Below are 20,819 nucleotides of genomic sequence, written 5' to 3' on the forward strand. Positions count from 1 at the left end.
AGGGGGCTTCGGTCCGGAAAGAGGGGGCCGCAGATGGCTGACGTCATGAATGCGACACGAGCGTTGCTGCGGCTGTCGGTGCAGAGCGAGGGACGCCGACTCGACATCGCGATTCCCGCGCAGGTGCCGGTCATCGAGTTCCTACCGGGCTTCGCACGGTCTCTCGGTGTGCTCGACCCGTCGATGACCTCGGCGGGTTACGCGCTCCAGCGCTCCGACGGAACCAGCGTCGACCCCTCGCGCGGGGCCGCCGCGCAGGGCATCGTCGACGGCGAAGTCCTCACCCTCGTCCGCGGCGGGCTCGTCGCGCAACCGCGCGTCTACGACGACATCGTCGAGGCCGTGATCGACGCCACCACCCAGCAGAATCGCCCGTGGACCACGCGCGACAACGCGCGCACGGCCCTGGCGGTCAGCCTGGCGCTCCTCGGCGTCTGCGCGGTCCTCCTCCTCGCCGCCGGCCGCGCCCTTCCCTTCGGCGCCCTCGTCGCGGGCGGCGGGGCCGTCGTCCTGCTCGTCGTCTCGGCCGTCGTGTCGCGACTCGGCCAGCGTGAAGCCGGTCAGGGGCTGGGGATGGCGGCATCCATTTTCGCTGCCGTCGCGGGCTTCATCGCCGTCCCGGCCTCGCTCACCATGTGGGGATGGCCGATGGCCGCGGCCGGCGGCGGCGCATTCCTCATCGCGGGCGTCTCGCTCGCCCTCACCCGCGACCGTGCCGAGCTCCAGCTCGCGCCCCTCGTCGCTGGGGGCGCGATCGGAGTTACCGGAACCCTCGCCGCGTTCTTCCCGGCGGCCGCCGTCTGGACGCTCATGGTCGGCGTCATCGCCACCCTCGGCGGCGCGCTGCCGTGGCTCGCTCTCGGAACGACGCGACTGCGGGTCGTCTCCCCCCAGAGCGACGCCGAGATGTTCGCCGACCCCCAGCCGATCGACGCCGACGACATCGCCGCCCGCGTCGCCCAGGGCAAGCGCATCCTGATCGGCCTGCGCCTCGCCCTCGCCGCGGCGGTCCTCGTGGCGACGCCTCTCGTCGCAGCGCAGAACGCGACCGGCGCCCTCGTGTGCGCTCTCGCCTTCGCGGGCATGATGTTCCCCTCGCGCCAGACCTTCGCTCGTTCCGGAGTACTGACCGTCATGGCGACCGGCATCATCGGGCTCGTCGTCGCCGGGGTCGTGGCCTCGCTCGCGCAACCGGGCCTGCGCGTCGGCATCCTGGTCGTGCTCGCGGTGGCCACCGTCTGCGTCGTCACCGTCACGCTGCTCGCCCCCAAGACGCGGCTGCGGCTGATCCGTCTCGCCGACACGGCCGAGCTCCTCGTGCTGGCCGCTCTCCTGCCCCTCGCGGTCATCTCGTCCGGTCTGGCCTGACGCATGGCCACCAAAGGCGACCTGATCGAGGCGCAGAACTTCTCGCGCCGACGCCTCCTCACCGCGTTCGTCAGCGGCGCCCCGGGAGGAAAAGAGCTTCAGCCGAGTTCGCCCCTGCGGGCGGTCATCGCCGCGATCGCGCTCACGGTCATCGTGGTGCTCGTCGGCGTCTTCTACGGCCTCATCCGCCCCGGCCTGCCCACCGGCTGGGAGAACGGCAAGCTCGTCCTCGTCTCCGATACGGGCGCCCGCTTCGTCACGGTCGACGGCGTGCTCCACCCCGTGATCAACACCGCCAGCGCCCGCCTGCTGCTTCCGGCGAACGAGTACGGCGTGATCTCGACCGACTCGTCCACCCTCGGCGGGACCCCCGTGGGCGACACCCTCGGCATCACCGGGGCGCCCGACGAGCTGCCCCCGGTGTCGGGCCTCATCAACACCGGCTGGAGCGCCTGCGTGTCCGACGACGCCGGTCTCGATGTGCGCATCTCGTCCGCCGCGGGCCCGACCCCCGCCACCGACCGCGCCGTCGTCGTGTCGGTGGACGGCATCCTCCACGTCGTGCAGGGCGGCCGCAGCTTCGCCGTGTCGAGCGAGGTCGCCGACGCGGTGCTGCGCGCCGCCGGGATCTCTTCGCTGTCGCCCGTGACCGTCCCGGCATCCTGGCTCGACCTCTTCACCGCCGGCACGGCGCTCACCCCGATCACCCTGAAGAACTACGGCCAGCCCGTGGCGAACACGTCCCTGCGCGTCGGCCAGGTCATCCGTCAGGCGGGTGCCCCCGAAGACGAGCGCTTCCTCGTTCAGACGGGCGGAGTGCTCGAATCGCTCTCGCCCCTCGCGTGGCAGCTCTACCAGCTCGGCAGCGGCGAAGCGCTGAAGGGCAAGGTCACCGAGGTGACGGCCGACGAGATCCGCGGGCTCGCCACAGCCAAGCAGGGTCTCGGCGACGAGTGGCCCCCCGTCGGCTTCGAAACCGTCGCCGCCGGCCAGCGCCCCTGTGCCGTGCTCACCGGCGGCGAGGGCCAGGCCACGACCACCCTCGCCACGCAACCGTCGTCCACGGCCGTCACCGCGGGCGTGCGCGTCGACCCCAGTCACGGGGCACTCGTGCGAGCGGGAGGCCGCGGTGACGACAACACGAGCATCCTGACGCTGGTGGATGCCACGGGCACGGCCTTCCCGCTCCCGGGAGCGACCGACGACACCATCGCCCGCCTCGGCTACTCGACGAACGACGTCGGCTCGATCCCCGACGGGTGGACCGCGCTTCTGCGTACCGGTCCCTCACTCAGTGAGAGCGCCGCGCAGCAGACGCCGGAGACGAAGTGACCCTGCGCTCACGCGCCGCGCGAGTGGCCGCCGTCGCGGCTGCCGCGGGGATCCTGCTGATCGGAATCCCCTCCCCCGCGTCCGCCGCCGGACCCTCGAAAACCGTCGTGGCGGCGACCACGCAGAGCCAGTGCACGGCCTCCACGCGGGTCCCCGAGACCCCGGCGGCTCTCTCCTCGCTGCAGAGCTCGTCGGCCTGGCCGCTCACCCGGGGGGCGGGTGTCACCGTCGCCATCGTCGACTCGGGTGTCGCCGCGAATCCCCACCTCGACGGGATCGTGCTCCCGGGCGTCAACCTCGTGCCCGACGGCACCGATGGGGCGGGCCGCACCGACAACTACGCGCACGGCACGGTGATCGCCGGCCAGATCGCAGCCCAGCTGATTTCCGGCTCCGGCGTAGAAGGCCTGGCCCCCGACGCGAAGATCCTGCCCGTTCGTGTCTACGCCGGTATCGAGAAGCAGCTCGTCGAGGCGGGCTTCGGACCGAACACCGAACGGTTGGCCGAGGGAATCCGGTACGCCGCCGACCAGGGCGCGCAAATCATCAACGTCTCGATCAGCACGAGCGAGAAGAACGCCACCCTCGCGGATGCCGTGGCCTACGCGCAGCAACGCGGCAGTCTGGTGGTCGCCAGCGCGGGCAACCGGTCGAACAACGACTCCCCCGAGCAGGATGACAAGGACGGAGCGCGCTACCCGGCGGGCTTCTCCGGAGTCATCGGCGTCGCCGCGGTCGGGTCGGAGGGAGTCGTCACCACGGCGAGCATCCACGGCCCCCACGTGAGCCTGTCCGCGCCCGGCCAGGCCATCGCCTCGTCGTGGCCGCTCGGAGGCGACTGCGTCGTCGGCGCTGACGAGCCGGCGACCAGTTGGGCGACGGCGTACGTCTCTGCGGCCGCGGCTCTCGTGGCATCCGCCCATCCCTCCGAAACCCCCGTGCAGTGGGCGTACCGGCTCGAAGCGACCGCCGTCCGCGCGCAGCCCGACATCCGCTCCAACATCTCGGGGTGGGGCGTCGTGCAGCCCTACGACGCGATTGTCTTGGTTCCGGGTACCGGCCTGCGCGGTCCGAAGAGCCCCTTCGTCGCCGCGAGCCCCTCCGCCTCGCCGAGCGCCACGCCGGAGCCCGTCGCCGTGGTCATCGGACCCGGACCGGATGCCGCGGCCATCACGACCGCGACCGGGATCGGTGTCGCCGGGTTGATCGCCCTCGGCGCGATCGGGGCTCTGGCGATCTACGTCAGCCGTCGCCGCGAAGAGACAGCTCCCCGGCGCGCAGCACCCACGGGCCGTGGCCTCTACGGGCCAGAAGAGCAGGAGTAGCCGGCGCCCGCGCCGCGCCGGCAGCCCGTCAGCGTGGAGATCCGGCGCCGGTCGTCAGCGCGAACAGCGGAGCGGTACTGCGAATTGCGACACCGTCGCGGACCCAGCGCTCAGGCCACCGATGCCGGCCGCAGCTCGATGTTCGCGTCACCGAGGCGGAAGCGCGAGGTCGCGATCGCGGTCGCCCCGCCGCCGACCCGTTCGGTGCGCCCGTCGTCGTGGATGAGTGTCACGCCGTTCGTCGAGTCGAGGTCGGTGATGCTCCAGCCGGTGACGGTCCACTCGAGGCGTGCATGCTGCTTCGACATGGTGCGCGTGTCGTCGGCGACCGCGATGTACTGCACCGCGTCTTCTCCGCTGCCGGGCTTCCGTCCGAGGATCACGGTGCGGCTGGTCAACGCGACCTGGTTGCCGTCGGGAAGGGCCAGGGTCCATTCCCCGCGTCGCCGCGAGCGCGGGCGCGCCGTCTGCGTCAACTCGTCGATGGGGGCAGCGGGGGCGGAGTCACCGTCTGTTCGGGGAGCGGCCGTGGCATCCGTCGTCTCGCCCACCCGATCGATGCCGGTGTCGTCGACGGCGGGGGTCGTATTCGGAGCCGAGGAAGTCCGCTGTCCGGCGTCGACCGGCGGCACGGCGGAGGCGGCCGCGGGGGACGGCGGAGCCGTCACCGTCGAACCGGGAGCCGCGTCCGGCTCGGGAGCAGGGGTCTCCGCCGGTGCGCCCGTCGCCACCTCCGCCGACGCGCTCACGGGCGCCGAGGCCCGCGAGGCGGCGGGAGGAACCACCCCCGCAGCGCCGGTGTCGAGGGCCGCGGCTGCGATCGGCATCGCGGGGGCGCGCGTCAGCGGCGGCTCGCCGCCCGGAGCAGCCGCGGGCACCTGAGGCCCCGCGGGGATGGCACCCGACTCCGCGGCGTCCACGGCGGCCGCCTCCGCAGCGGCACGCCGCGACGGGTGAAGGGACGTGTGCTCGACGTCGTCATCGATGTCGACCGGACCGGGTAGCACCGGCACCGCGACGGGCTCAGCCGCGACGGCGGTCGAACGTCGCCGTCCCGCGGTCGCGACCTCGGCCGCGCTCGTACCGGGGATGGTGGTGATCGGGCCGGATGCCGTCTCGCTCAGAACGATCGGGCTCTCGTCGGCGACGTCGCCGGCAGGCGCGGCATCCGTTCGCGGGCGTGCCGAGAGGATCGTCGCCCACACGGGCGGGAAGATCACCGCGAGAGCGGTCGTGCCGGCGCCGCGCCCCGCGGTCTGGCCGAGGCGGTGAGCGGCGGTGGCCTTGAGCACGAGACCGTAGATGTTGACGCCGGGAACCACGAGCAGGACGGCGCGGACCGGGTCCAGCCGCCCCAAGCGGAACAGCTCGGCCTCGTTGACCAGCGGGATCCAGGCGCGCCAGGGTTCTCCCCCGTGCGTGGCGAAGACACGCGACAACCCGATGGCGTACCAGACGTGCAGCGCGATCACCGGCACGAGGATCGCACCCGCGATCGCCGCGATCAGGCTCAGAACAAGCATGCGTCCCCCGTCAGCAGTCTGCTTCGACGCTACCGTGCGGCGCGGTGTGCCGTCAGCCGATTTCACGCGTCAGTGCGGTCGGGGGAACGACCGCGGCCGCGTCGACGTCGACGCGTCGCACGGAACACCCGGCACACAGCACGTACCGCACGCGCCCGTCGCTGGTGAGGTGGATCGACTCCGTGACCCACGCGTGTTCGTGGACGGATGCCGAGGGGGCCAGGGGGATCGTGTGCGGGGCGGTCATGGATCCAGCGTGATGTAATGCCGTTATGCATCTCAACCCTTACGGGGAGTACGCCGTCCTGCTCGCGGCATCGCTGGCGAACGACTGGCCCGCCGACCGCGCGGGCATCGAAGCGCGCACGATCGAGATGGGGATGACGATGACCTTCCCCGCGGCATCCGACGATCATCCGCGCACCCGCGCCGTCATCGACGAGTGGCTCCGCGTGGTCGACGAGACCGACCCCGACGCCCGCGCGGCTCTCCTCAACGCGCAGATGGCGGCCGTGACGGCATACCCCCGCCTCACCGACCACGACGGGGAGGGGTGGCACCTGCATTACCGCGACAGCGACGAGGCGCTCCCCCGCGTGCTCGCCGCCGTCATTTCGGTGGGCACCTCTCTGCACCTCGTCACGCGCGGGATGACCCGGCTCGGCCGATGCGCCGCTGAACCGTGCACGAACGTCGTCGTCGACGTCACGCGCAACGGCCGGCAGCGGTACTGCTCGGTGCGCTGCGCCAACCGCGCCGCCGTGCGCCGCCATCGAGCGCGCGAGGCGTCCTAGCAAACGACGGCCGAGGCACCGCGGGGATGGCGGAACATCCGCCCTCACACGTACGTTGCTGTCGTTACCGACGACAGGAGACCCCATGGCCGACGAACTGACCGTGACCCGCAACGACGACGCCCGCCGCTACGAGATCCACGTGGGCGACGAGCTCGGCGGCTTCCTCGAGTTCCGCGCGATCGACGACGACCGCACCGTGCTCCCCCACACCGAGATCGACCCCTCCTACAAGGGGCGCGGGCTCGGCTCCGCTCTTGCGAGCGAGGCGCTCTCCGACCTGGCTCGTCGTGGCGGCAGCGTCATTCCCTCCTGCCCCTTCGTCGCGCACTACCTGCGCGAGCACGATGTGCCCGGCCTTGTCGTGGAGTGGCCGAACGACAACGACGCCGCCGACTCGGCGGGCCCCGGCGAACCCTCGTGACGCGACTCGACGTCGAGCCTCCCGAGGCGGAGGGTCCGGTCGCGTGCGACGGTCCGCGCGCGCTCATCGTGGCAGCGCGCGAGGTGCCGTTGGGAGGCGTCCGCGGAATGGAGGTCCACCGCACCCTCCCTCACCGTGCCCTGCCGATGGTCGGCGCGTGGTGCTTCCTCGACCGCTTCGGCCCACAGGACACGCTCATGCGCGTCGAACCGCACCCGCACATCGGGCTGCAGACGGTGACGTGGCCGATCATCGGTGAGGTCAGACACCGGGATGCCGTGGGCAGCGACGTCATCGTGCGTCCCGGCGCCCTGAACCTCATGACGAGTGGCGCGGGCATCGCGCACTCCGAGTACTCGGTCGGTGAGGGGCCCATCCCCCTCGACGCCCTGCAGCTCTGGGTGGCGCTGCCCGAGACCCGGCGGCACGGAGCTCCGGCCTTCGAGCGCCACGAGGACCTCCCCGTCCTCGATCTGGGCCACGGGGCCGACGCGATCGTGGTGATGGGCGAGCTCGACGGAGTCGCCTCGCCCGCGACCGTCCACACGCCCATCGTCGGGGCCGAGCTGCGCCTGCCGCCGGGTGTCGCCGTGCGCATCCCCCTGCACCCCGACTGGGAGTACGCGGTCTCCGGCATGACGGGTACCGCCGAGGCGGTGACGGGGATGGATGCCACCGATGCCGACGCCGCGCGACGCCCGGGTTCCACGCCCGAAGCCGGGCCCACGGCATCCCTGGACCCTTCGCGGCTGGTCTATCTCGGCAAGGGGCGCGACCACCTGGAGCTGCGGAGTGCAGAGGGCGCCCGCGTGTTCTTGCTGGGCGGGGAGCCGTTCGAGGCCGACATCGTCATGTGGTGGAACTTCGTGGGGCGGTCTCACGACGAGATCGTCGAGGCACGCGAGGCGTGGGAAGCCCAGGCGCCGCGCTTCGGGGCCGTGATCGACCACGGCCCCGAGCGGATTCCCGCTCCTCCCCTACCGGCGGTGCGGCTCACGCCGCGGAAGCGGCGGGGCTGACAAGACCACTCGCGGCGCCCGGGCCGAAGCCCGAGCGCCGCGATGGTTCGGCGACGACTAACGCAACACGATGAACGCGCTGCTGGCGCGCGAGGCCTCCACCGTCGCGCTGCCGCCGTAGACGGCCTTGACCAGCTTCACGCCGCGCGTCTGCGGGTCGAGGACGATGGTGGCCTTCCCGTCCTGCAGGGTGGCGACGTACTCCTTGCCCGCCACCGTGACGGTCACGTCTCCCTGGGGCGCGGGTCCGCTCAGCGGCCGCACCTTGACGGTGAGCGTGTACGCGTCACCGGTGCGACCGACCCACGGGTCGACGCTCACCGTCGTGAACGAGCCCACGACGACCGGCACGCCGGCGCTGTCGGCGGTGCCCGTCAGACCGTTGGCGGGTGCCGTCGCCGTCACGCGCACGCTGAGCACCCGGCCGAGGTCGGCGCGCTGCACACGATACGTCGCCGAGGTGGCGCCGTTCACGGGCTCACCGTCCCGCAGCCACTGGTACGCGGTGGTCACATCGGCCGGGTTCCACGTGCCGGGAGTCGCGGTCAGGGTGCGACCGAGCTTGGCCGTGCCCGACACCGTCGGAGCCTCGACCACGGCCGGAGCAGCCTCGCCCGAGTCGACGGTCAGCACCGTCTGCACGTCCGAGTCGCCGTACCGCACGACACCGAGGTAACGCGTCTGGGGCGCGAGCCCCTGCCACGACAGGTCGTACGAGACGGCGGCGCCCTGCTGCACGGGGATCGGGTTCGGCGTCGCCGTCAGCTGCCCCTCGCCGCCGGGGGTGACGTTCGCGTAGGTCATGTCCCACGTGAACGGTCCGGTCGAGGAGTAGAGGTTCGCCTCGATCAGGTACGTGCCGGCGGTGGGGTTCGTCAGTGTCACCCGCTCGTCGGCCGAGGCCGTCGCGGAGGTGAACCGCTCGTAGTACCGCAGGTCGTCGGGGCTGACCACGCGCGATACGAACAAGTCGAGGTCGCTGCCGGTGTCGTCCGACGAGTCCAGGTCGAAGCGCGAGAGGGTCGTCCCCTCGGGCACCTGGACGGTCCACCGCACGTATCCGTCGGCGTCGCCCGAGTCCTGGTTACCGCTGTGACCGGCGACCGGGTTGTCCGGATCGGCCAGCAGCGTCTGGGCCGCGAGACCCGACACGCTCAGCGGCAGCTCGCCGCCCACGCCCGGAAGGATCTCGACCGACGTCGATCCCGACAGACCGGTGCCCGAGACCTCGGCCGGAGCCTCGGCGGTGGCCGGACGGATCGCGATCGGCGAGCGCACCTGCGTACCGTCGCCGGTCCAGGTGAGGAACCCGCTCGTCCACTGCTCCGCAGCCGCGTCCGTCCGCGAGAAGGTCACGGTGAACGTCTTCTGCTCGCCCGCCGCGGCGAACTCGAGCGTGGCCGGCTCGACCGTGGCATCCACTCCGGGGACGTCGATGGATGCCGAGAACGATCCGGCCCTCGTCGAGGTGACCGTGCGCGTGATGGTCTGCGGCTTCGCGAGCGAGCCGATCGAGATCGACGCGAGGTTCAGATCGCTGCCGTCGATCGGGGCGACGCCGAAGTCCTCGAGGCCCTTGCCCTGGAGGAACGCCGCCCAGTCCGCCGGACCGTTCAGGTACAGCAGACCCGGATCGAAGTACTTCGTCGGATCGACGTGGCCCGCGCCCTGCGCGAACGGGTCCTGAGCCGGAGCGCCCTCGACGTCGACGGTGTCGTACGCGGTGGTCATCATCGCGGACTTCACCTCGGCAGGAGTGGCCAGCGGGCGCTCGCCCAGGTAGAGGGCCCCGAGTCCCGCCACGTGCGGCGACGACATCGACGTGCCCGAGAGGAACTCGAACGTCGGGGTGGCGCCGGGCGCGTTGGCCGCCGCCGCGAGGATCGCGACACCCGGAGCCGAGACGTCGGGCTTCAGGATGTCGCTGCCGTCGGCGAGCATCGGTCCGCGGCTCGAGAAGCCCGCGACCTGGGGAGTCGGCGTCGTCTCGCCCGTGACGTTCTCGCCGACGAGGGTCGCGGTGGCGTCCGCCGTGCCGCGCACGTAGGCGAGCAGCGCGTCGCGGTAGCGCGCGTCGATGTGCACGGTGGGCACGGAGTGGAAGTCGTTGTCGACCGAGGCCGGCGTGACGTTGACGAGGATCATGCCCACGCCACCGGCATCCTTCACCGCCTGCGACTTCTCGATGCGCGCGTTCTGACCGCGATCGCACACGACGATCTTGCCGGCAGCCTTCGCGGGATCGAGCGACCCGATCAGGCACAGCGCGGCGTTCGCGGGATCGGCTCCGGATGCCGCGATGTCGCCGGCGTAGACGACGGGTGCCGTCACGTCCTGACCCTCGCGCACCGACACCGATGCCCCCGCGGCCTGGAACCCGTCGGCCAGCTTCACGGTTCCCTCGTAGGTCGGGATCGTGGATGCCGCGACGGTGGTGTACCAGGGCGAGGCGTGGTCGGCGGTCGAAGCGCCGGGGCCGGAGTTGCCGGCCGAGACCGAGACGAAGACGCCGGCTGCGGCGGCGTTGAAGAACGCCTGGTCCTCGAGGGAGAGCGTGGTGGTGGCCGCGCCTCCGCCGATCGAGTAGTTGATGACGTCGACGCCGTCGGACACCGCGGCGTTGATCGCGCCGAGCAGGTCGCTCAGAGCGCAGACGTCGTCGGTGGTGACGAGCGGGTCGGGACCCGCCCAGCACGCCTTGTAGGCGGCGACCTTGGCCGCCGGGGCGACGCCCGAGATCGCACCGAAATCGATGCCCTCGACGCTCGCGTCGACTCCGTTGTTGCCCGCCGCGGTGCTGGCGGTGTGGGAGCCGTGCGCGTCGCCGTCGCGGGGCGAGCGGTAGTCCGCCTCGAAGGTGAAGCCCGTGGCGGCGGCACCCTGGTCGAAGTACCGGGCGCCGACGAGCTTGGTCGAGTAGTCCGACAGCGACCACCCGTTGCCCTCGGCCACGCGCGGGGAGCGGAAGTCGGTGCCGTCGCCCTTGCGGAAGACCACGTCGTTGCCGTCGAGGTACGGCTCTGAACCGGCGGTGGTGCCCAGCGGCTCGCCCGCGAAGGCGGGGTTCTCGGGCGCGATGCCGGTGTCGACGACACCGACGACGACGCCCTCGCCGGCCGAACCGACGCCACCGATCTTCTGCCAGACGCCGTTGTCGCCCTCGAGGCCGAGGAACTCGGTCGAGGGGACGGCGACCGGGTGGCGAATCTCGTCGGGGACGACCTTCTGCACGCCCTTGGTCGCGGCGAGCTTGGCGGCCTGGTTCGGGTCCATGCTCGCGCTGAAGCCGTTAACGGCGATCGTGTAGGTGGCATCGGGGCGGACGCCCGCCTCGTCGGCGACGTTCTGCTGACGCTCCTCGAGGAAGGCGGAGTACTTCCGCGCCTGCGGGGAGTCGGCATCGAGCCGCGCCTCGTCGGACTTCGTGGCGTCGAGGCCCGGCTCGCCGCCCTGGTACGTGGCGACGGGGGCCTCGTCGAGGACCACGATGTACCGGCCCGTCGCGGATTCGATGGGTGTGGGAGGCGTCACCTCCTCGCCCACGTCGGCAGCCTGAACGGCTGTGGCTCCGGCAACGGTGAACAGTCCGGCCAGGGAAATGGCCGCGACCGAACGCAGGGTTCGACCCATCGTGCGCTCCAAACGGGGGGATGAATTGAGCGATCTGCGCGACATCGGTGGCGCGCGTTGCACAAACATAACTCAGAGAGGTTTCATCACCAACGTTCAGTTTGGACGGGGTCCGAAAACGGCGACCCTCGCTTCGCCCCCCCCCTGTCGTCGCGCCGGGGTCCCGGCATCCGGTCCCCCTAGACTCGACGAAACCCGAGGAGGAGCCATGCCCCGGCGCCGTCGCACCGTCGCGCAGCACGCCCGCTTGCCTTTGCCGAACCCGTTCGGCCAGCTCGCGAAGCTCCTCGCCGTCGCCGCGGTGGTCGGCGCCGTCGCGGTGATCGGAGTCGTGTCCTACACGGCGTACGACCTCACCGCCGACTTCGTCGAAGAAGCCGTGGTCGTCGAGAATCAGCCGGCCGTCCCGCCCGACCTCGGGGCGCTCTCGGGCGGCGTGAACATGATGCTCGTCGGCATCGACGAGTGCGAAGAAGAGCTCATCGCCCTCCTGGGCGACCGGTGCGAGGGTGCGGACGCGGGCGGACGCCTGAACGACGTGAACATCCTCGTGCACATCTCGGAGGAACCCCGGAAGGTCACGGTCGTCTCGTTCCCGCGCGACCTCATCTTCGACGCCCCCGCGTGCGACACCGCCGACGGGGGCCGCTTCGGCGGCGGCACCCTGCAAATCAACGAGCTCTACACGTACGGCGGACTCTCGTGCGTGATCACCGCCATCGCCGACATGAGCGGCCAGCAGATCCAATTCGGCGCCATGGTCACCTTCGGCGGCGTCATCGAGATCACCAACGCGATCGGCGGCGTCGAGATCTGCCTCGCGAGCGACATGCGCGATGCGAACACGGGCATCGACTGGGAAGCGGGACCGCGGAGCATCCAGGGCCTCGAGGCGCTGCAGTTCCTGCGCACCCGATACGGAGTGGGCGGCAGCGACCTGGCGCGCGTGAGCAACCAGCAGCAGTACATGTCCCGCCTCGCGCGCAAGCTCGTCAGCGAGGAGGTGCTGTCGAACCCCTCGACGGTGCTGCGCTTGGCTTCGACGGGCCTTCGGAACGTCACGCCGACGCAGAGCCTCACGAACCCCCTGACCCTCGTCCAGGTCGCCTCCGCGGTGAAGGACGTGCCCTTCGAAGACATCGTCTTCGTGCAGTACCCGACCGTCGAGGCCCGCTCGGATATCAACCGTGTGGCGCCCGACTACGCCGCGGCCGAGGTGCTCTGGGACGCATTGCGAGAGAACCGGTCGATCGAGGTGACCGGAGGCGTGGCGGTCAACGACGGCACGGTGATCGCCGAGCCGGCCCCCGGAGAACAGCCGGCGCCGACGGAGGGCCCCGCGCCGGAGCCCGGCGAGGTCGATCCGAACACGGGAGCCGTCGCCCTCCCGCCCGCCATCACCGGATCGAGCGCCGCGCAGCAGACCTGCAGCGCGGGCGTCGTGAACTGAGTCAGTAGGTCGGCGCCGCAGGCAGCCCGAAGAACTCCTCGAGGGTCGTGAAACCGCCCTCGTGGTAGGCCCGGGCGAGCTCGGGACCGATGTAGCGCAGGTGCCACGCCTCGGGCTCGTACCCGCTGACGCTCTCGCGCCCCTCGGCGTACCGCGTGATGAAGCCGAACTCCCACGCGTGATCGCGCACCCACGCGCCCTGCGGAGACGCCGCCACGTCGTCGAGCGTCTTGCACGAACCGTTGCAGGGGACGATGTCGACGGCCATGCCCGACTGATGCTCGCTGAAGCCGGGCCGCGCGCTCTCGCGATCGGCCTCGGCGACACCCCCGACCGCCACGCGCCCGGCGTAGGTCGACTTCTGCGTCGTGTACGAGCGGTAGGCGCTGAGGTAGCCGATCTCGCCGACGCCGGCGGCGGATGCGGCCTTCACGAGCGAGGTGAGCGCGCGCGCGGCGGGGGCGCGCAGAGCGGAATCCTCGAGGGCGCGGACGTCTGCGGGCATGACCAGGTCGCCGGGCTGGTAGTCGACCGGGTCGTAGGGACGTTGCTTGTTGACCACGAGCCACTCGCGGTTCGGGTCGGAGAGCGAGACGCAGGGGGCGATCCCGGATGCCACCGCTGCGCGGAACGCTTGCCCGCCCCCCGCCGCGTCGATGACGGCGGCGTCGTCTCCCGCGGCCAGCGCGGAGGTGAAGGCGGGGTCGTCGCACGGGGTCGCCGTGGCGGCGACGGCCGCGAGCTGCGGCACGGGGATTCCGTCGTCGGCGACCGCCGGGGGGCCGACGATCTGCGCGACGGCGTCGGTGGACCCGTCGGGCCCGCCTCCCGAGGCGGCGGCCCCGATCGCCACCACGCAACCGGCCACCACGACGACCGCCGCGGCGACCACCGCCAGGCGGCGGCGCAGGAGGACGGGGGCGAGTCGACGGATGCCACGGGCCCCGGACTCCCCTGCCTCAGGGGCGTCCGCGTCGCGCCGCAGAGCGCGACGGGTCGGAGGCGCTGCGGCGGAGTCGTCGCCGCCGGGAACGACGGGAAGGGTGAGGGCCGCGGTCGCGAGTCGCTCGGCCTCCGCGCGCGCGGCGCGGCGGGGCGAGGTCTCGGGGTCGTGGCTGGTCACGCTTCCATTCTCGCGGGTGCATCCTGAACGGTCGACCCGGGTGGAGGCGGGGGCGGGGGCGAGGGCGCTCGGCCCTCTCCGCGAATGACTCGGGCGCAGTGTTGCCGATTCGTCGAACATGTGTTCGACTGTTCGCATGAGATGGCAGGGACAGCAGCTGGGCGTGGAGGACACCGCGGCACTCCCGGGCATGGAGCGCATGGACGGCCTCGTGCGGTCGGTGACCACGCCGGAATTCGCCGGAATGACATTCCACGAGGTGCTGTGCAAGAGCGCGTTGAACCGCGTTCCCGGTGTCTCGGCCATGCCGTTCGACTGGACGGTGAATCCTTACCGGGGGTGCAGCCATGCTTGTTCGTACTGCCTCTCCCCGGACACCCTCATTCTGAAAGCGGACGGCCGCCAGGTCCCGCTGTCCGAGATCCGCGTCGGAGACGAGATCATCGGCACCGAGCAGGGAGCGCGATATCGCCACTATGTCCGAACAACGGTTCGCGCGAAGTGGACCACTCGCAAACGCCTCCATCGCGTCACCCTCGCTGATGGAACCGAGATCGAGGGCAGCGCAGAACACCGGTTCCTGACGGAACGCGGGTGGAAGCATGTCACCGACTCGCCCCTCGCGGGCGAACAGCGCCCTCACCTCACGGTGTCGAACCGTCTGCAAGGTTTCGGAACGGGCGCCCGCCCCTACGCACAGGCGATGGGTCCCGACTGGCGCCAGGGGTATCTGACGGGCATGGTGCGCGGTGACGCGATGATCCTTCACAAGACCTACGACGACGGAAACCGAGTCCGCGCGATTCATCGATTCCGACTCGCCCTCGCCGATCGCGAAGCGCTCGACCTCTCGAAGGAGCTTCTCGAGCAGATCGGCATCGTCACGATGGTCCGGCCCTTCCCCGTGCCCGCGCATCGCCGACCCATGACGGCTCTGCACACGGCCAAGATGCGGGATGTTGCGCGCATCGAGGACTACACAGCGATACCGAGCACGCGAAGTCGGGATTGGATGGCGGGCTTCCTCGGGGGCATCTTCGACGCGGAGGGCTCGAGTTCGCGCGGGATCGTGCGAATCAGCAATGCGAATGAGGAGCTCCTCTCGCTGACGGAAGAGGCTCTCGCCGCGTTCCACTTCGATGCTGTTCGCGAACCCGCCCGCCCGAACGGCGTGTCCTCCATCCGTCTTCGCGGGGGGCTAGCCTCGCGACAGCGCTTCTTCGATATCGCCCGGCCGTCTATCACCCGCAAGGTCGACGTCTCAGGAACAGCGGTCAAGACCAGCTCGGACCTGAGGGTCGTCAAAGTCGAAGACATCGGCTATGACATCGACATGATCGACATAACGACGGGTACCGAAGACTTCGTCGCGAACGGGGTCATCAGCCACAACTGCTTCGCTCGGAAAACGCACGAGTACCTCGACCTGGATTACGGGGCCGACTTCGACTCGCAGATCGTGGTGAAGGTGAACGTCGCCGAGGTGCTGCGCACCGAGCTGCGCCGGGGATCGTGGGCGCGCGAACCCGTGATGCTCGGGACGAACACCGACCCCTACCAGCGCGCCGAGGGACGGTACCGCCTCATGCCCGACATCGTCGGGGCTCTCACCGACAACGGCACACCGTTCTCGATCCTCACCAAAGGAACGCTGCTGCGGCGCGACCTCCCGCTGCTGACCGAGGCGGCACAACAGGTCACGGTGTCGTTGGCCACGTCGATCGCGGTCTTCGACGACGCGCTCCAGCGTTCGATCGAGCCCGGGACCCCGAGCGCCGAGGCGCGGCTCGAGACCGTTCGCGCGGCTACCGCCGCGGGCTTCCGCGTGACGGTGTTCCTCATGCCCGTCATGCCGCACCTCACCGACTCGGTCGCGGCGCTCGACGACGCCCTGGCCCGCATTCGCGCCGCCGGCGCGGCGCGCGTCGTCTACGGAGCGCTTCACCTGCGGCCCGGGGCGAAGCAGTGGTTCTTCGAGTGGCTCGAGCGCGAGCATCCGCACCTGGTCTCGTCGTACCGCGGGCTGTACCCGGGTGTCTCGACCTCGGCGCCGAAGGCGTACCGCACGTGGCTCGGCAAACGCATGCGCCCCCTCCTGCGCATGCACCGGCTGGACGGATGGGATGAGGACGACCACCCGCGCGGACGACCCCAGCCCGGCCTCGCGGCGCGCACTGCGCCGACGAGCAGCCTCGGACCCGTGCGAACGGTCGGGGTCTCGGCATCCACTCGTCCGCGCGTCGCGCCCGCGAGCGAGCCGACGCTGTTCTGAGGCCTCGCGCCCCGACATGTCAGCTAGGAGCAGCCCGCTCAGCATCGTGCCCGCTCTGCTCGCGCGAGCGTCGCGTCTCCGCGCCCGCGATGCACGAAACCCCCGCCGCGGTCGCGACGGGGGTTTCGAGGGGGATTAGGCGTCGACGTTCGACAGCTGACGACCCGAGAGCTCTTCGAGCACGTCGTCGCCGAGCGCGGTCTCTTCGAAGGGAGCCTGGATCTCGGCGCGGTCGAGCAGCTCGGTCATGCGACGGCGACGCTGGCGCGTGATCAGGGTGACCACGGTGCCGGCGCGGCCGGCGCGGCCGGTGCGGCCGGAGCGGTGCAGGTACGTCTTGTACTCGTCGGGGGCGTCGGCCTGGATGACCAGGTCGATGTCGTCGACGTGGATGCCACGGGCGGCGACGTCGGTGGCGACGAGCACGTTGACGCGACCCGAGGTCAGCTTCTCGAGGTTGCGCGTGCGCTTCTGCTGGTTCAGGTCGCCGTGCAGCGCCACCGCCGCGATACCGGCGTCGTCGAACTGCTCGGCGAGCATCTCGGCGTACGCGCGGGTGCGGGCGAAGACGAGGGTCTTGCCTTCGCGGTCGACGAGCGAGTCGAGGATCTGCGCCTTGTCACGGTGCTCGATGACGAGAACGCGGTGCTCGATGGTGCTCGAGTCCTGATCCTCGCCGGCGACCTCGTAGACAGCCGGCTCGACGAGGAACTCATCGACGAGGGCCGCGACCTCGCGGTCGAGCGTGGCCGAGAAGAGGAGCTTCTGGCTGTCCTTCTTGGTCGCGCGGAGGATGCGCTGCACGGGCTCGAGGAAGCCGAGCTCGCACATGTGATCGGCCTCATCGAGGACGGCGACCTGCACCTGCGAGAGGTCGAGCTTGCCCTGGTTCAGCAGGTCTTCGATGCGTCCGGGGGTGCCGATGACGATGTCGACGCCCTTCTTGAGCGCACCGACCTGGCGCGCCTGGGGCACACCGCCGTAGACCTGGGTGGTGAACAGGCCCACGCTGCGCGCGAGCACCTGTACCGTGCGGTCGATCTGCAGGGCGAGCTCGCGCGTGGGGGCGAGGATGATCGCCTTGGGGGCGCGACCGAACTCGCGGCGCTGACCCGCCTGCGAGCGCAGGATGCTCTCGACCAGCGGCGCACCGAAGGCGATGGTCTTGCCCGAGCCGGTGCGGCCGCGAGCGAGGACGTCGCGTCCCTCGAGGATCGGGGCGACCGTGGCCGCCTGAATGGGGAACGGGCTCGCCGCGCCCAGACCGGCCAGCGCGCGGACGAGGTTGTCGCCCAGACCCAGCTCGGCGAAACCGGCACCGGTCACGGTCGCGGCGTCCACGGCCTCGGCCTGCAGGCGCTCGTGCACGACGTCGACGCGCTGCTCGTGCTCGGCGGAGCGCTGCGGGGTGTTGGTCCAATCGCTCCGGCTCGGGCCGTCGTTGCGGCGCGGGCGGTCGTCGAAGGAACGAGCCGGACGGTCGCTGCGGTCGAAGGACCGCGCGGGACGCTCACCGGCATCGCGACGGGGACGCTCGTCACGATCGAACGAACGAGCCGGGCGCTCGTTGCGGTCGAACGAACGAGCCGGACGGTCGCTGCGGTCGAAGGACCGGGCAGGACGATCACCGGCATCGCGACGGGGACGCTCGTCACGATCGAACGAACGCGCGGGACGGTCGTTACGGTCGAACGAACGAGCCGGACGGTCGCTGCGCTCGAACGAACGCGCGGGACGCTCACCGGCATCGCGACGGGGACGCTCGTCACGATCGAACGAACGCGCCGGGCGCTCGTTGCGGTCGAACGAACGGGCAGGACGGTCGCTGCGGTCGAACGATCGAGCCGGACGGTCGTTCCGGTCGAACGAACGCGCGGGGCGGTCGTCGAAAGAACGCGCCGGGCGCTCGTTGCGGTCGAACGAACGAGCAGGACGGTCGCTGCGGTCGAACGAACGCGCGGAACGCTCACCGGCATCGCGACGGGAACGCTCGTCACGATCGAACGAACGCGCAGGGCGGTCGTCGAACGAACGGGCCGGACGGTCGTCACGGGCGGAGGTGCGGATGCTGCGGGCTTCAGTACGGCCGGCGCGATCGGCGGCGTTCCAGCGACCCTTGTCGGCTGTGGCCTCGGCCTCGGGGCGGTAACCGCGGTGGCTGGGGCTCTTGCTGCCGGGCTTGGCGGGCGCCTCGGTGCCGGGGCGACGCTTGCGGTCCTGGAACGAGGTCTTGGCGCCGTAGCGGGGCTCGAAATTCTTGGCGGCGCGGCCGCCGGCGGGCTTCTTGTTCTTGGGCATGGAGAAACTTCCTGGGTTCTGTTCGCGCGAAACAGCGACACCGCTCGTGGCGGTGCGATACCCGGACGCTCGTGGGCCGGGGGCCAATTCACTAGTGATGGTCGAGGCCGCGATCGTGTCCTGTCCATCGGCCCCTTGGACTCACAAACCCATCCGCGCATCACGCACGGTGTCCAGAGCCGACCGCACCACGCTACAGGTCGCGCCTGGGAATGGCATCCATGCCCCTCCGATGACCCGTGTCCCGCTTATGGCGCTTTCGCGGCGCATCAGACAGCCATACCTGGGACATCACCCCGCCGAAAGTGGGACGAGGTTCGTCGAGAGAGGGACAGAGGCGGTCGAGAGCGGGACGGGTTCCACGGAGAAGGACCCAGGGTCGCCGTGACGGAAGATAGACGCATGGCAGACACCGACGCCCACCCCATCACGGTGGCGATCGAGCGGCGCATCGACCCGACGCGCACCGCCGAAGCGACCTCCTGGATGCAGGCCGGCACCGACCTCGCGACCGCCTTCCCGGGCTTCCTCGGCTCGGGGTGGGTGCGCGCGGGCGAAGACAGCGACCTCTGGTACATGCTGTACCGCTTTCGCGACATCACGACGCTCGAGGAGTGGGAGAGCTCCACGCAGCGCCAGTGGTGGCTCGACTCCGGCCGCCCCTTCGCGCGCGAGGAGCGCAGCGAGCGCCGCACCGGGATCGAGGGCTGGTTCGACGCCCCGCACGGCTCGATCCTGGAAGCTGCGACGGTGACGGAGGCCGGCACCCAGCCGATCCAACAGCCGGTCCCGGCGGCTCCCCCGCGGTGGAAGCAGGCCGTGACGATCTGGGTCGGGTTCTTCCCGACGAACCTCGCGGCGTCATGGCTGCTGGGCTTCGTCCCCGGGTTCGCCGAGATCCCCCTCGTGCTGCGCGTGCTCGCGACCACCCTCATGCTCACCCCCGTCATGACCTACGCGGTCCTCCCGTGGGTCACCCGCATGCTGCAGCCCTGGCTGCAGCGCCCGCGCCGATCGCGAAAGGCCACGCCATGACCGCCGACCCCACCGGATCCCGCTTCCACCTCCGCGGCGAGCACTCCTCCGCCGAGATCGCCCAGGTGGGTGCCGCCCTTCGCGCGCTGACGGTCGACGGCGTCGACCTCGTACCGCGCTACCCCGACGACCTGCCCACGCCCGCGGCATCCGGGGTCGTCCTCGTCCCCTGGCCGAACCGCATCCGCGACGGCCGGTACTGCTTCGACGGCGAGGATCTGCAGCTCGCGATCAGCGAGCCGAAGTTCGGCAACGCCAGCCACGGCCTGCTGCGCTTCGGGACCTACCAGGCCATCGAGCACACCGACGATCGCCTCGTACTCGGCGCCGACGTGGTGCCGCAGACCGGCTACCCCTTTCACCTGCGCACGCGGGTCACGTACGCCCTCCGCGCCGACGGTCTGCACGTGACCCACACCATCGAGAACATCGGGGCGAAGGCCGCCCCCGTCGCCCTGGGCGTGCACCCCTATCTCCAGATCGGCGGGGTGCCGACCGAGGATCTGGTGGTGCACTCGACCGGCACGACCACGCTCGTCCTCGACGACCGCAACATCCCCGTCGACGAGGTGCCGGTCGACGCCGCCACCGACCTGCGCGAGGGTCGCCGTCTCGGCGATGCCTCGCTCGACAACGGCTACCGCGGATTGGAGCGGGATGCCGACGGCCGAGCGCACCACACCCTTACCGCTCCCGACGGTCGGCGTGTGCAGCTGTGGCAGGATGCCGGGTTCCGCTGGGCGCAGGTGTTCACGACCGACCGCTACCCCGGGCAATCCCTCGCGGTGGCAATCGAGCCGATGACGGCTCCGGCGAACGCTTTCGCAACCGGAATGGACCTGGAGCGACTCGAACCGGGCGCAGAAATGACCAGGGAATGGGGTGTTTCCTACGGGGCATGAGGCTTTCTTGTCCCCCAAATGGGGGACAAGAAAATGCGCATATGATCTGGGGATTTCTCAGACAAGCCCTTACCTGAAAAGGCGGCGCGAACGATACCATGTGCCCTGACGGTTTCCGTCAAGGCCGGGGGAGGCAAAGGACCAAGGTTTCTCCTGGCTCATTGCCCGAATGAGCCGACGGGGGCCGAGGGTCCCGCGGTGTGGGGGGATCCTCGTTCCGTCCTGAGGAAAGATCCCCCACATGAGCACCGCGCTCCGCTCCGCTGTCCCCTTTTCGCTCCCGGTGCCGCGTCTGGGCGCCCTCGCGCGCCGCCTGAACGCCGT

Annotated in this window: 15 protein-coding genes; 10 read left to right on the top strand and 5 right to left on the bottom strand. The window is 70.9% G+C overall.

Going from position 1 to position 20,819, the window contains the following annotated elements:
• Window positions 1–33: 33 nt before the first annotated feature.
• Genes eccD through QBE02_RS08815 form a run of 3 tightly spaced genes read left to right on the top strand, consistent with a single transcriptional unit; the run spans window position 34 to window position 4,025 of the window.
• Window positions 34–1,368: a type VII secretion integral membrane protein EccD gene (gene eccD, locus QBE02_RS08805; protein WP_056225862.1), complete on the top strand. Its 1,335-nt coding sequence runs from the start codon at window positions 34–36 to the stop codon at window positions 1,366–1,368.
• 3 nt (window positions 1,369–1,371) lie between these two features.
• Window positions 1,372–2,700: a type VII secretion protein EccB gene (gene eccB / locus QBE02_RS08810; protein WP_279365389.1), complete on the top strand. Its 1,329-nt coding sequence runs from the start codon at window positions 1,372–1,374 to the stop codon at window positions 2,698–2,700.
• Window positions 2,697–4,025: a S8 family serine peptidase gene (locus QBE02_RS08815; RefSeq protein WP_279365390.1), complete on the top strand. Its 1,329-nt coding sequence runs from the start codon at window positions 2,697–2,699 to the stop codon at window positions 4,023–4,025. The genes eccB and QBE02_RS08815 overlap by 4 nt, the downstream gene beginning before the upstream one ends.
• Window positions 4,026–4,135: 110 nt before the next feature.
• Here the strand turns inward: QBE02_RS08815 and QBE02_RS08820 are convergent, their stop codons facing one another.
• On the bottom strand, window positions 4,136–5,548 hold the full coding sequence (locus tag QBE02_RS08820) for an FHA domain-containing protein (protein ID WP_279365391.1): 1,413 nt from the start codon (window positions 5,546–5,548) through the stop codon (window positions 4,136–4,138).
• Between the two features lie 52 nt (window positions 5,549–5,600).
• Entirely contained in the window at window positions 5,601–5,795 is a 195-nt protein-coding gene (locus QBE02_RS08825) for a hypothetical protein (protein WP_279365392.1), read from the bottom strand.
• Window positions 5,796–5,820: 25 nt separating this feature from the next.
• Between QBE02_RS08825 and QBE02_RS08830 the strand changes: the two genes are divergently transcribed.
• The 3 genes from QBE02_RS08830 to QBE02_RS08840 all read left to right on the top strand — a co-directional run bounded on the left by QBE02_RS08830 (window position 5,821) and on the right by QBE02_RS08840 (window position 7,785).
• Window positions 5,821–6,342 carry a CGNR zinc finger domain-containing protein gene (locus QBE02_RS08830; protein ID WP_279365393.1) on the top strand — a complete coding sequence of 174 codons (522 nt, stop codon included), beginning with the start codon at window positions 5,821–5,823 and terminating at the stop codon, window positions 6,340–6,342.
• A gap of 85 nt (window positions 6,343–6,427) precedes the next feature.
• On the top strand, window positions 6,428–6,766 hold the full coding sequence (locus QBE02_RS08835) for a GNAT family N-acetyltransferase (RefSeq protein WP_279365394.1): 339 nt from the start codon (window positions 6,428–6,430) through the stop codon (window positions 6,764–6,766).
• Window positions 6,763–7,785 carry a pirin family protein gene (locus QBE02_RS08840; RefSeq protein WP_279365395.1) on the top strand — a complete coding sequence of 341 codons (1,023 nt, stop codon included), beginning with the start codon at window positions 6,763–6,765 and terminating at the stop codon, window positions 7,783–7,785. The genes QBE02_RS08835 and QBE02_RS08840 overlap by 4 nt, the downstream gene beginning before the upstream one ends.
• Window positions 7,786–7,842: 57 nt before the next feature.
• Here QBE02_RS08840 and QBE02_RS08845 read toward each other — a convergent pair whose 3' ends face one another.
• Window positions 7,843–11,415, bottom strand: a complete 3,573-nt coding sequence (locus QBE02_RS08845) for a S8 family serine peptidase (protein WP_279365396.1) — start codon at window positions 11,413–11,415, stop codon at window positions 7,843–7,845.
• 208 nt (window positions 11,416–11,623) lie between these two features.
• Here QBE02_RS08845 and QBE02_RS08850 point away from each other — a divergent pair, with 208 nt between their 5' ends.
• Window positions 11,624–12,865, top strand: coding sequence for an LCP family protein (locus QBE02_RS08850; RefSeq protein ID WP_279365397.1), 1,242 nt, complete (start codon window positions 11,624–11,626; stop codon window positions 12,863–12,865).
• 1 nt (window position 12,866) lies between these two features.
• Here the strand turns inward: QBE02_RS08850 and QBE02_RS08855 are convergent, their stop codons facing one another.
• Entirely contained in the window at window positions 12,867–13,988 is a 1,122-nt protein-coding gene (locus tag QBE02_RS08855; protein WP_279365398.1) for a M15 family metallopeptidase, read from the bottom strand.
• 136 nt (window positions 13,989–14,124) lie between these two features.
• On the opposite strand from QBE02_RS08855, the gene QBE02_RS08860 reads away from it, so the two are divergent.
• On the top strand, window positions 14,125–16,260 hold the full coding sequence (locus QBE02_RS08860) for an intein-containing Rv2578c family radical SAM protein (RefSeq protein ID WP_279365399.1): 2,136 nt from the start codon (window positions 14,125–14,127) through the stop codon (window positions 16,258–16,260).
• A gap of 135 nt (window positions 16,261–16,395) precedes the next feature.
• Here the strand turns inward: QBE02_RS08860 and QBE02_RS08865 are convergent, their stop codons facing one another.
• Entirely contained in the window at window positions 16,396–18,558 is a 2,163-nt protein-coding gene (locus tag QBE02_RS08865; RefSeq protein WP_279365400.1) for a DEAD/DEAH box helicase, read from the bottom strand.
• Between the two features lie 402 nt (window positions 18,559–18,960).
• On the opposite strand from QBE02_RS08865, the gene QBE02_RS08870 reads away from it, so the two are divergent.
• Window positions 18,961–19,593, top strand: a complete 633-nt coding sequence (locus QBE02_RS08870) for an antibiotic biosynthesis monooxygenase (RefSeq protein WP_279365401.1) — start codon at window positions 18,961–18,963, stop codon at window positions 19,591–19,593.
• Window positions 19,590–20,495, top strand: coding sequence for an aldose 1-epimerase family protein (locus tag QBE02_RS08875; RefSeq protein WP_279365402.1), 906 nt, complete (start codon window positions 19,590–19,592; stop codon window positions 20,493–20,495). Before QBE02_RS08870 ends, QBE02_RS08875 begins: the two co-directional genes overlap by 4 nt.
• Window positions 20,496–20,819 lie beyond the last annotated feature (324 nt).

It is taken from the genome of Microbacterium testaceum, assembly GCF_029761935.1.
Classification (GTDB): domain Bacteria; phylum Actinomycetota; class Actinomycetes; order Actinomycetales; family Microbacteriaceae; genus Microbacterium; species Microbacterium testaceum_A.

Excerpts from the sequence above, each read along its gene's own strand:
- QBE02_RS08835 (WP_279365394.1), top strand. The coding sequence starts at position 6,428 with ATGGCCGACGAACTGACCGTGACCCGCAACGACGACGCCCGCCGCTAC.
- QBE02_RS08850 (WP_279365397.1), top strand. The coding sequence starts at position 11,624 with ATGCCCCGGCGCCGTCGCACCGTCGCGCAGCACGCCCGCTTGCCTTTG.
- QBE02_RS08870 (WP_279365401.1), top strand. The coding sequence starts at position 18,961 with ATGGCAGACACCGACGCCCACCCCATCACGGTGGCGATCGAGCGGCGC.
- eccB (WP_279365389.1), top strand. The coding sequence starts at position 1,372 with ATGGCCACCAAAGGCGACCTGATCGAGGCGCAGAACTTCTCGCGCCGA.
- QBE02_RS08820 (WP_279365391.1), bottom strand. The coding sequence starts at position 5,548 with ATGCTTGTTCTGAGCCTGATCGCGGCGATCGCGGGTGCGATCCTCGTG.
- eccD (WP_056225862.1), top strand. The coding sequence starts at position 34 with ATGGCTGACGTCATGAATGCGACACGAGCGTTGCTGCGGCTGTCGGTG.
- QBE02_RS08860 (WP_279365399.1), top strand. The coding sequence starts at position 14,125 with ATGAGATGGCAGGGACAGCAGCTGGGCGTGGAGGACACCGCGGCACTC.
- QBE02_RS08825 (WP_279365392.1), bottom strand. The coding sequence starts at position 5,795 with ATGACCGCCCCGCACACGATCCCCCTGGCCCCCTCGGCATCCGTCCAC.
- QBE02_RS08845 (WP_279365396.1), bottom strand. The coding sequence starts at position 11,415 with ATGGGTCGAACCCTGCGTTCGGTCGCGGCCATTTCCCTGGCCGGACTG.
- QBE02_RS08875 (WP_279365402.1), top strand. The coding sequence starts at position 19,590 with ATGACCGCCGACCCCACCGGATCCCGCTTCCACCTCCGCGGCGAGCAC.
- QBE02_RS08830 (WP_279365393.1), top strand. The coding sequence starts at position 5,821 with ATGCATCTCAACCCTTACGGGGAGTACGCCGTCCTGCTCGCGGCATCG.
- QBE02_RS08865 (WP_279365400.1), bottom strand. The coding sequence starts at position 18,558 with ATGCCCAAGAACAAGAAGCCCGCCGGCGGCCGCGCCGCCAAGAATTTC.